This window comes from Mucilaginibacter sp. P4_G9, assembly GCF_056400985.1.
This window is the reverse complement of the sequence record NZ_JBFUKF010000193.1, coordinates 1-10,063: the sequence shown is the minus strand read 5'-3', so window position 1 is coordinate 10,063 and position 10,063 is coordinate 1. Positions and strand designations below refer to the sequence as shown.

At 41.5% G+C, this 10,063-nt stretch carries 7 protein-coding genes; all 7 read left to right on the top strand.

The window, feature by feature from the left end:
- Nucleotides 1-221, top strand: a 221-nt coding sequence (locus AC1DPZ_RS16310) for a DUF4974 domain-containing protein (RefSeq protein ID WP_477405255.1), incomplete at its 5' end; no start/stop codon positions are given.
- Between the two features lie 240 nt (nucleotides 222-461).
- A complete protein-coding gene (locus AC1DPZ_RS16305) occupies nucleotides 462-3,728 on the top strand; it encodes a SusC/RagA family TonB-linked outer membrane protein (protein WP_477405253.1) in 3,267 nt (1,088 codons plus the stop codon).
- A 27-nt stretch (nucleotides 3,729-3,755) separates the two neighbouring features.
- A complete protein-coding gene (locus AC1DPZ_RS16300; RefSeq protein WP_477405251.1) occupies nucleotides 3,756-5,414 on the top strand; it encodes a RagB/SusD family nutrient uptake outer membrane protein in 1,659 nt (552 codons plus the stop codon).
- Between the two features lie 80 nt (nucleotides 5,415-5,494).
- A complete protein-coding gene (locus AC1DPZ_RS16295) occupies nucleotides 5,495-6,292 on the top strand; it encodes a rhamnogalacturonan acetylesterase (RefSeq protein ID WP_477405249.1) in 798 nt (265 codons plus the stop codon).
- Nucleotides 6,282-7,937 carry a glycoside hydrolase family 43 protein gene (locus AC1DPZ_RS16290; protein ID WP_477405247.1) on the top strand — a complete coding sequence of 552 codons (1,656 nt, stop codon included), beginning with the start codon at nucleotides 6,282-6,284 and terminating at the stop codon, nucleotides 7,935-7,937. The genes AC1DPZ_RS16295 and AC1DPZ_RS16290 overlap by 11 nt, the downstream gene beginning before the upstream one ends.
- A 210-nt stretch (nucleotides 7,938-8,147) precedes the next feature.
- Nucleotides 8,148-9,251 (top strand): glycoside hydrolase family 88/105 protein, encoded by a 1,104-nt coding sequence (locus AC1DPZ_RS16285; RefSeq protein ID WP_477405245.1) that lies wholly within the window; start codon nucleotides 8,148-8,150, stop codon nucleotides 9,249-9,251.
- Between the two features lie 481 nt (nucleotides 9,252-9,732).
- On the top strand, nucleotides 9,733-10,063 hold a 331-nt coding region (locus AC1DPZ_RS16280), incomplete at its 3' end, for an RNA polymerase sigma factor (protein ID WP_477405243.1).

Genomic DNA, 10,063 nt, shown 5'->3' with positions numbered 1-10,063 from the left:
ACATGAGCCTGAAAGAAGCCGCCGCCGTTTTAACAGAAAGGTATGGTATAAAAGTTATGCTGAATAGCGAAAAGATAGGTAACTGCCGTTTTAGCGCTACCTTCTTAAATACTACCGGGTTACAACAGGTTGTCAATGTATTATCGCACCTAAATAATCTGAACTATAAATGGAACGGAACCGGTGAAGTTATACTATCCGGGCCAGGCTGTGAACAATAAACAATTTTTCACCACTTAAATTTAAACCCTATGAAACAGTGATACTTTAACGCTCAAAACTAAAAAACCCCGCTGCTTACGACTTCTCAAATCTTTCGGCAACAGGGTAAGTATTTTAACCAATTTATTATTAACCGATTAAAACCAATGCAAGTTATGAAAAAAACTCTTGCGTTTAAGCAATGGTGCACATTATCTGATGCTTCTGCACGCCAACTGTTAAACACATCCCGAAAAATTATGAGACTCAGTTTTATTATCCTGTTGGTATTACTGATTTCCGGCCAATTGCTCTTAGCTTCATCCAGTAAGGGGCAATCGCTGGATAAGATCAATATTAAAATAGAATTACGTAACGAAACTCTAAAATCGGTAATTAAAAAAATTGAAAAGCAAACCAATTTAAGATTTGCTTACAAAGACAATGTTCTGTCCGCAAATACCCGCGTCAGTCTTTCATCCGAAAATAGATCGGTAAAAGATATCCTGGATGAGCTTTTTGCCATTCACGGAATTGGCTATAGCCAAATAGAAAACAATATAATTTTGTTTAATAAGATTGCTTCGGGAGCTGCAGAAACAACTGTTAGTAATAACGGCGGGCAGGTGGCAACAATTACAGTAAATGGTAAAGTAACCGACGAAAAGGGTGAACCGCTGCCTGGTGTATCAATAAGAATAAAAGAGACCAATATTGGTGTTGCCACTAATACTTCCGGTGAATTTACGATTACTGTTCCTAATGCCAATACTGTATTGGTATTTACCTTTTTAGGTTTCAAATCATTAGAACAAAGTGTTAATGGGCAAACTTTTTTAAAGGTGTCGTTAGTGCCATTAAGCAAATCGCTCGAGGAGGTGATTATTGTAGGTTATGGTACGGTAAAAAAGCGGGATCTCACCGGTTCTGTTGTTTCTGTTAAAGGAGACGAAATCACCAAAGTAGCGGCATCAAACCCAATGGAGGCACTTCAGGGTAAAATCCCTGGGGTAGATATTGTGCGCACAAGCGGTGCCGCAGGTTCAAATGTGAGCGTAACTGTTCGCGGTAACCGGTCGCTATCTGCTGGTAATGGCCCGCTTTACATAGTTGACGGGATACAATACAACAACTACGAGGATATCAACCAAAACGATATCGCATCAATGGAGTTTTTAAAGGATGCATCGTCTACTGCCATTTATGGCTCGCGCGGTGCAAACGGAGTAATTATTATCACAACAAAAAGAGGCAGCGATGGACAACCTAAGGTAGCTGCCAGTTCATATTATGGAATCTCGGATGTTGCCGGTTACCCGGTACCCATGACGGGCCCACAATATGCAAACCTAAAGCGCGAAGGTTTCAGAACCATTGGAACATGGAACTCTGCCGCCGATGACCCGAAAGTTTTTACCAGTGCGGCGGATCTGGCTGCAGTTCAAAACGGTTTATCCTATTACTGGCCGGGCTTTTTACTGCACAAAGGTTCCCAACAGGATTATAGTGCAAGTGTTTCTGGCGGAAGCGAAAAAACAAAAGCTTATTTTTCGTTTGATTATTTTAAGGAAAAAGGTTTGTATGCCAATGATTATTCTAACAGGTACACATTACGGTTAAATATTGACCATCAGTTGTTCAAGACTTTTAAAGTTGGCCTACAAAGTCAGCTTGCTTATTATAATCAAAACCTTCGGAACGATGGTGTACTATCCGTGGCTAACAAAGTTATTCCTTACTTTAACCCGTATAATGCTGATGGTAGTATAGCTAAATTTCCGGGTAATGGTAACCAGGCCAATCCTCTTTTTGATGATGATGCAGCACAGTTTGTAAATAAAAACAATATTACTCATTTGCTTTCAACCGCCTACGCAGAATGGAAGCCAATAAGCAGCTTAACTATACGGTCAAATTTAGGCATTACCTTGTCCAATTCACGTAACGGACATTTTGAAAGTGCCAATACGATAAGCAGGGCATTGTCTTCGGGGTCACTATCATCGGTAGCCAATTCAAATGAAACTAATTTGCTTTGGGAAAACATTATTACCTGGCAAAAAACGATAGCCAGTCACAACATAGGCATAACGGGTGTTACCAGTTATCAATCAAATGTTATGGACCAATCATCGGCGCAAGGCACCGGCCAATTAATACCCGACCAGTCTTTTTATGCGCTGCAAAACAACCCATCTAACTTAAAAATAGCAAGCAACTACGTTGGGCAACATTTAATTTCGGGAGCATTACGCCTAAATTATTCATTTAGAGACAGATATTTACTAACGCTTACCGGGCGCGCTGATGGTTCATCTGTATTGTCGTCAGGAAATAAGTGGGCATTCTTCCCTTCGGCAGCCGCAGCCTGGCGTGTGGTTGATGAGGGATTTATGAAAACCCAAAATGTATTTTCTGAATTGAAATTGCGCTTAAGTTATGGTGTGGCAGGTAATGCTGCAGTAAGTGCGTATCAAACCCAAAGTAAGGCGGCGCTTATCCCATTTTCATGGAATGATATAACAGCATTAGCATATGGCCTTGATCCAAATATCGGAAACCCACAATTAACCTGGGAACTAACAGGAACGTTAAACGCAGGTGTTGATTTCGGAATTTACAAAGACAGGGTTTCGGGCAGTGTTGATTATTATGATTCACATACCAGGGATTTGTTGTTGCCGCAGCAATTACCGGCCTCAACAGGGGCACTAAGAACACTGGCCAATGTTGGCAAAAGCCGTAATACAGGTATTGAGATTGCACTAAAAACCATTAACGTTCAATCAAAAAACTTCACATGGACATCCAATATTACCTATATGCGTAATAAGGAGCGTATCACTTATTTACCAAATGGAGTAAATGATCTTGCCAATGGTTGGTTTATAGGTCACCCGGTAGTATCTTTTTACGATTACAAAAAAGTAGGAATATGGCAAACAGCCGAAACCGCCCAGGCAGCAAGTTATGGTTATAAGCCGGGCGATATTAAAGTGGCTGACATTGATAACGACGGAAAGTTCACGACAACATTTGACCGTACAGTACTTGGCTCAGCTGTCCCAAGGTACAGCTTTGGCTTTGGTAATGATTTTAAATATAAAAGTTTTGACTTGAATGTTCAGGTATTTGGGCGCATCGGACAGATGTTCATATCTCAATATGCATTAAAATATGAACCTAACGGAATTGAAAATGGCGCCAATGTAGATTATTGGACCCCTGAAAATCCAACAAATGCGTATCCAAGACCCAGCGCTAATATTACGAAGGCATCTGAGCCATTTGCTTCAACATTGGGCTACAAAGATGGTTCCTACGTTAAAATCAGGAACGCCACGCTTGGGTTTACTTTTCCGGCAAGTGTAACTAAAGCAATCCATGTTTCTAATTTAAGGATATATGTGAGTGCCAAAAACTTTGCGACATTCTCAAAAATAAAGGATTATGACCCTGAAGGTGGTGGCTCGTTCGATCGGCCGCTTACCAAATTGTTCCTGGCCGGATTAAATCTTTCCTTTTAACAAATACTAATATTTAAAAAATATATTATGAAAAAATTACTAAAAAGCTGGGCACTGTTACTCATAGCCATTGCCGCTTCATTTAGTGCCTGCAACAAAAAGCTTGAAGAATATAATCCAAGTAATTTAACTGCCACAACTGTTTATACCAAGGCGGTGGGCTTTGAAACATTGGTTAACGCGGCCTATTCCTATACCCGGTTTTGGTATGGTAAGGAGGAGGGCTACCTGGCCTCTGAAATGGGAACAGATATATGGACAAGCGGCACCGGCGACCCGTACCCAATGTTTACCCAATACATCAATTTTCAGGGTACTGCAGACCCACTGCCACTATTGTGGAACAATTTGTATGCCGGTGTAAATTTATGCAATACGGGGATAGCACAAATTGCTGCTGTTACAGATTATACAGCAACCCAAAAATTGAACCGCGAAGCCGAACTGCGTTTTTTAAGAGCTTTTTATTACTGGCATATTGTTGAAACCTGGGGAGGCGTAAACTTTGCCACTCAACCAACTGTAGGTGCTAATACAGAAGCTAATAAAACACCGGTAGAAACTTTTTACAAGCAGATATTTGAGGATCTCAATTTCGCTGTAACTAATTTAACCCCAACCACTACTGAATATGGCCGTGCTACAATTCCGGTAGCCAAAGCCTTTTTAGCGCGGATGTATTTAACACGCGGTATGAATACCGAAGCATTTAACATGGCCGATGACGTAATTAAAAATTACGGCTATGTATTGCAGCCTAAATATTCGGATCTGTGGAACATGGGGAACTTAAAAAATAAGGAGGTAATTTGGGCTGTTGATTATTCAACCAATTTGGCAAATAATGATCTTACATCGGCAACTTATCCAAACGGACACTATCGCGGCTCAAACAACGGGCACTTACTGTACCYGATGGTTTATGACCAGGTAAATACAAGCCTGCTCACTCGGGATATTCCAAACGGCAGGCCATTTAACAGGTATATGCCTACTTTGGCTTATTTAAATATGTTTGATCAGCAAAATGATTCACGTTACGCGGGTTCTTTCCAAAGTGTTTGGCGTGCTAATAAAGCCGGTACTTATAATGGCAATGCTATTAAAGTTGGCGATACGGTTTGCTACACACCTAAAGCAACTATACCGGTAGCATCACAAAGCAATAAATACGTTACCTATGACCTGGCCAAGGTTTATGCATCAAACGGGGTGCCCATACAGCGTAAGTTTTATATTTCTTTATCCAAATTTAAAGATTCAACACGCGCAAGCGTAGCCGAAGCCCAAAGTGCACGCGATGTTTTTGTGATAAGGCTGGCAGAGATGTACCTGATTGCTGCCGAATCAAAATTAAACCTGGGCGACCTTGAAACCGCGGCAACTTACATTAACGTGCTTAGAACAAGGGCGGCAAAAGCCGGACACACAGCAGAAATGCAGATTACTGCTGCACAGGTTACACTCGACTTTATTTTAGATGAAAGAGCACGTGAGTTAGGTGGTGAACAGTTACGATGGTTTGATCTGAAGCGAACAGGGAAATTGGCAAGCCGTATTCAGGCCTTGAATCCAGATGCAGCAGTTAATTTCAAACCATATCATTTAGTAAGACCGATACCGCAGGGACAAATTGATGCCGTGACTAACAAAGATGTGTTTAAACAAAACCCAGGCTATAATTAAAATGTTATTAAAGAGGGGGAGTTCATGACGTCCCCTCTTTTAAATTTCTAAGCGCTTACGGATAGCTAATAATAGAAAATATGATGTACAGAAGCAGTAATATTAAATTTAAAAGCTTGTTACTTATCTGTGTTTTAATAAATGCGGCATTGCTTATGTCTTTTCTGGCTATTCCCGGTCGGATCACCATTTATTTGGCGGGCGATTCCACTATGGCTAACAAACAGCCTAACGCTTTTCCCGAGACCGGCTGGGGGATGCCTTTTAGTTCGTTTTTTGATAGTACGGTAACTGTTGATAACCGTGCGCAGAATGGTCGAAGTACCAAAACATTCATTAATGAAGGCTTGTGGGATTCCATTATTGACAGTTTAAAAGAGGGCGATTACGTATTTATACAATTTGGCCATAATGATGAAGTGCCAACCAAAAAGAGCTACATTAATGAACAGGGCTACCGGGATAATTTAGCAAGATTCGTCCGCGAAACGAGGGCAAAAAAAGCAAACCCGGTATTGCTGACGCCTGTGGCACGAAGAAAGTTCGATACAACAGGAACCATCGTGGGGACACACAATGTATATTCCGCGATCGTACGCGAACTGGCAGCAGCGCAAAAAGTTCCGCTGATTGATTTGGATAAAGATAGTCAGGCCTTATTGCAAAAACTCGGGTCCGCGGAATCAAAAAAGCTATTTAATTACCTGGCTCCGGGAGAAAGCATTAACTACCCGAAGGGGCGGGTAGACGACACACACTTTAGTGAACTGGGAGCCCGTAAAATAGCTCGGATTGTTTTAGAAGGCATCCGGTCATTAAACCTTGGACTTGCCCGACATATAGCGCCATCAAGCCTTAAACCAGCATATGAAAAATAGCCTGGTGTCCATTGCACTAATAATTACAACCGGACAGATCTTTGCCCAGCAAAAAAAGCAAATACCCACGGCAGGTACCAATTATATCTCTAAGGTATGGGTGGCAGATCAGGGTAACGGCACCTATAAAAATCCGGTTATAAATGCCGATTATTCTGATCCGGATGTTATTCGCGTGGGCGACGATTTCTATCTCATTGCTTCCAGCTTTGAAGCAATTCCGGGCTTGCCTGTACTACATTCAAAAGACCTGGTTAACTGGAATATACTGGGCCATGCGTTGTTGAAGCAGCCGCCTTTTGATCATTTTGATGTTCCACGGCATGGTGATGGAGTGTGGGCACCCGCTATCCGTTATTACCATAACGAATTTTATATTTATTATCCCGACCCTGATTTTGGCATTTACCTGGTAAAGGCTAAAAACCCAGCCGGTCCCTGGAGCAAACCTGTTATGGTGATGGAAGGCAAGGGCATAATAGATCCCTGCCCACTGCTGGATAGCGATGGCAGTATGTACCTTGTACATGGCTTTGCAGGCAGCCGGGCCGGTATAAAAAGCGTGATTGTCGTAAACAAGCTAAATAAAGCCGGAACCAGGGTATTGGACGATGGGGTGATTGTTTATGATGGGCACGAAACTGACCCAACCATTGAAGGGCCCAAATTTTATAAGCGTAACGGGTACTATTACATTTTTGCTCCGGCCGGTGGTGTATCCACAGGCTGGCAGCTGGTACTGCGTTCAAAAAATATTTATGGCCCGTACCAACGACGGGTAGTAATGCACCAGGGGAAAAGTGTCACCAACGGTCCGCATCAGGGTGCATGGGTAAATACACCAACAGGTGATGATTGGTTTCTGCATTTTCAGGACAAAGGGGTTTACGGGCGCGTGGTGCATTTACAACCTATGGCGTGGAAGGATAACTGGCCGGTTATTGGCGTGGATAAGGATGGCGATGGCAAAGGTGAACCTGTATTAACTTATAAAAAACCCAATGTTGGTAAAATATATCCGGTAAGCACTCCGCAGGAAAGCGATGAATTTAACAACATACTTCCGGGTTTACAATGGCAATGGATGGCCAACGCAAAGCCCGAATGGATGTTTATGAATGCCGCCAAAGGAGCTTTGAGACTTTATAGTTATCAATCGCCAGGTAATGCCGCTAACCTATGGTTTGCGCCAAATGTGCTATTACAAAAGTTTCCGGCTGATGAATTTACAGCTACCACCAAAATTGCCTTTACGCCTAATTTAAAGCTGGAGAACGAAAAGACGGGGCTTACCATTATGGGGTTCAGTTATGCTAATATAGCCATGAAAAGCAAAAAGGATGGGGTATATCTGGTGTTTACTACTTGTATGGAGGCAGATAAAGGCAAACCAGAGCAGGAGGAGGTTATTACAAAAGTGTCGTCACCAACCGTTTATTTACGTGTTAAAGTAACGAAGAATGCTGTATGTTACTTCAGCTATAGCACCGATGGAATAGACTTTAAAAATGCCGGCCAGCCGTTTGCCGCTGAGCAAGGCCGTTGGATTGGCGCCAGGATTGGCTTGTTTTGCACACGCACAAAGCAAATCAATGATACGGGTTATGCTGATATAGACTGGTTTAGGATTACGGCCAATAATTAATACAATAAGGCATGGGACCAAAAACGAATAATTTATTAATCGGTAACAAATAAGAGCAGCATAAAGATGATCCGCCTGGTTTATCATCAGCAAAATAGAATTTGTATGAGAAGTATTAAATGTAGGAAAAAATGTCTGCTTTTTATTGCCGTCATCGCACTGTATTCATCGGCACTACAAGCGCAAAACACACGGCCTTATTCACAGCGCATGGCACAAACGGTAATGACTATTTGGAAAGATAGCTTGCCAACCGGAGACAAGTGGACCTATGATCAGGGCGTAATTTTGAAAGGGATAGAAGGCGTTTGGCAACAAACCGGCGATGGTAAATACTTCGCCTACATACAACATTGTATGGATAGATATGTTACACCTGACGGTAATATACTTACTTACCGGCAAGCTGATTATAACATAGATAACGTGTTATGCGGTCGTAATTTGTTAACGCTATATAAAGTGCTGGGGGCCGAAAAGTACTATAAAGCGGCAACATTGCTGCGCGAACAATTACAGAAACACCCGCGGGTACCCGAAGGGGGCTTTTGGCATAAAAAACGCTACCCAAACCAGATGTGGCTGGACGGGTTGTATATGGCAGAGCCTTTTTATGCTGAATATGCCGCTACTTTTCATGAAGATACCGCTTTTAATGATATAGCCAAACAATTTATCCTGATGGAACAGAAAGCCCGGGACTCAAAAACCGGTTTGCTATACCATGGCTGGGATCAAAGTAAAAAAGAGCGTTGGGCTAATCCCGAAACCGGGCGGTCGTCTAATTTTTGGGGCCGGGCAATGGGTTGGTATGGTATGGCATTGGTTGATGTGCTTGATCATTTTCCTACGCAGCATCCCAAACGCGCTGAGTTATTGGCGATACTTAACCGGTTAGCCACTGCAATTATTAAATATCAGGATAAAAAATCTGGCCTGTGGTACCAGGTGCTTGATAAAAGTACCGCCAAAGGGAATTATCCGGAAGCATCAGCATCCTGCATGTTTGTATACACCATGGCGAAAGCGGTAAGGCAAGGATACTTGCAACCAACCTATTTACCCACCATTCAAAAAGGGTATAATGGAATTATCAAAAAATTCATTGAAACAGATGCCAATGGCCAGCTRAATCTTAACGGCACGGTAAGTGTATCAGGTCTTGGAGGAAAACCATACCGTGATGGAAGTTATGAGTATTATTTGAGCGAAAAGGTGATAACTAACGATGCGAAGGGAGTTGGGGCATTTATATTAGCCAGTGTAGAGGTAGAGCGTTTAACTGATCTGAATAATAGGAAAACAAAACTGTGATGCAGCACAACACGGGCAGCTGGTGGATATTTTTCTTAGGCGAATCTGGCATGCTTACCGTAGCCATGTTTACTTCTGTATTTCAAACAGTAAGGTCAGCATTAGCTAACCCTACTAAAAGTACAGGAGCAAATAAAAAATATTGGTTTTCCACTGGAAAAGCTTTTTCCCTCATAAAAAAAATGAAATAAACAGTATTTCGCTCTCAGAAACAAAATGAGTCGGGCTCGAACCAAGAACATTGCCGTTCTACGCCAGGATCGGTTGGGAAGTATTTTATTTTTGAATCCAATAAAAATGAATTTATTGCCAATTTTGCTGAATCAAATGCTAAACTCGTGAAATAATGGTTCATAAACATTTGYCATTTTTATAAACCATTATAAACGTCTTTTTTTCAATTATCAAACCAATATTAATATTGATAATTTATTTGAAGACAAATTGCCCGATATTTTTCCTGATGATTTAAAACTTTTTTATGCCCGGCTATGGTGTTTATTCGGATAAAGAATTAGCATATCTCTTAAATGATAGTGATAAAGCTGCTTTCACTGAAATTTATAACCGGTTTTATGGAGTTCTTTACCGGCATGCCTACAAAAGTCTGCCCGACTCTGAAGCATTAAAAGATATGCTTCAGGAGGTTTTTGTTTGTTTATGGAATAACAGGACAAATATAAAACCTGAAGAAAACCTTGCGGCTTACCTGTATATGTCTATCAGGAATAAATTGATTAATAATTTCAGACACCTTAAAATTAAAAATAATTACATCGCATCGTTCCAGGATTACCTGGATAACAACAATC

Coding starts and splice junctions, on each gene's coding strand:
- AC1DPZ_RS16305 (WP_477405253.1), top strand. CDS start 462: ATGAGACTCAGTTTTATTATCCTGTTGGTATTACTGATTTCCGGCCAA.
- AC1DPZ_RS16295 (WP_477405249.1), top strand. CDS start 5,495: ATGATGTACAGAAGCAGTAATATTAAATTTAAAAGCTTGTTACTTATC.
- AC1DPZ_RS16290 (WP_477405247.1), top strand. CDS start 6,282: ATGAAAAATAGCCTGGTGTCCATTGCACTAATAATTACAACCGGACAG.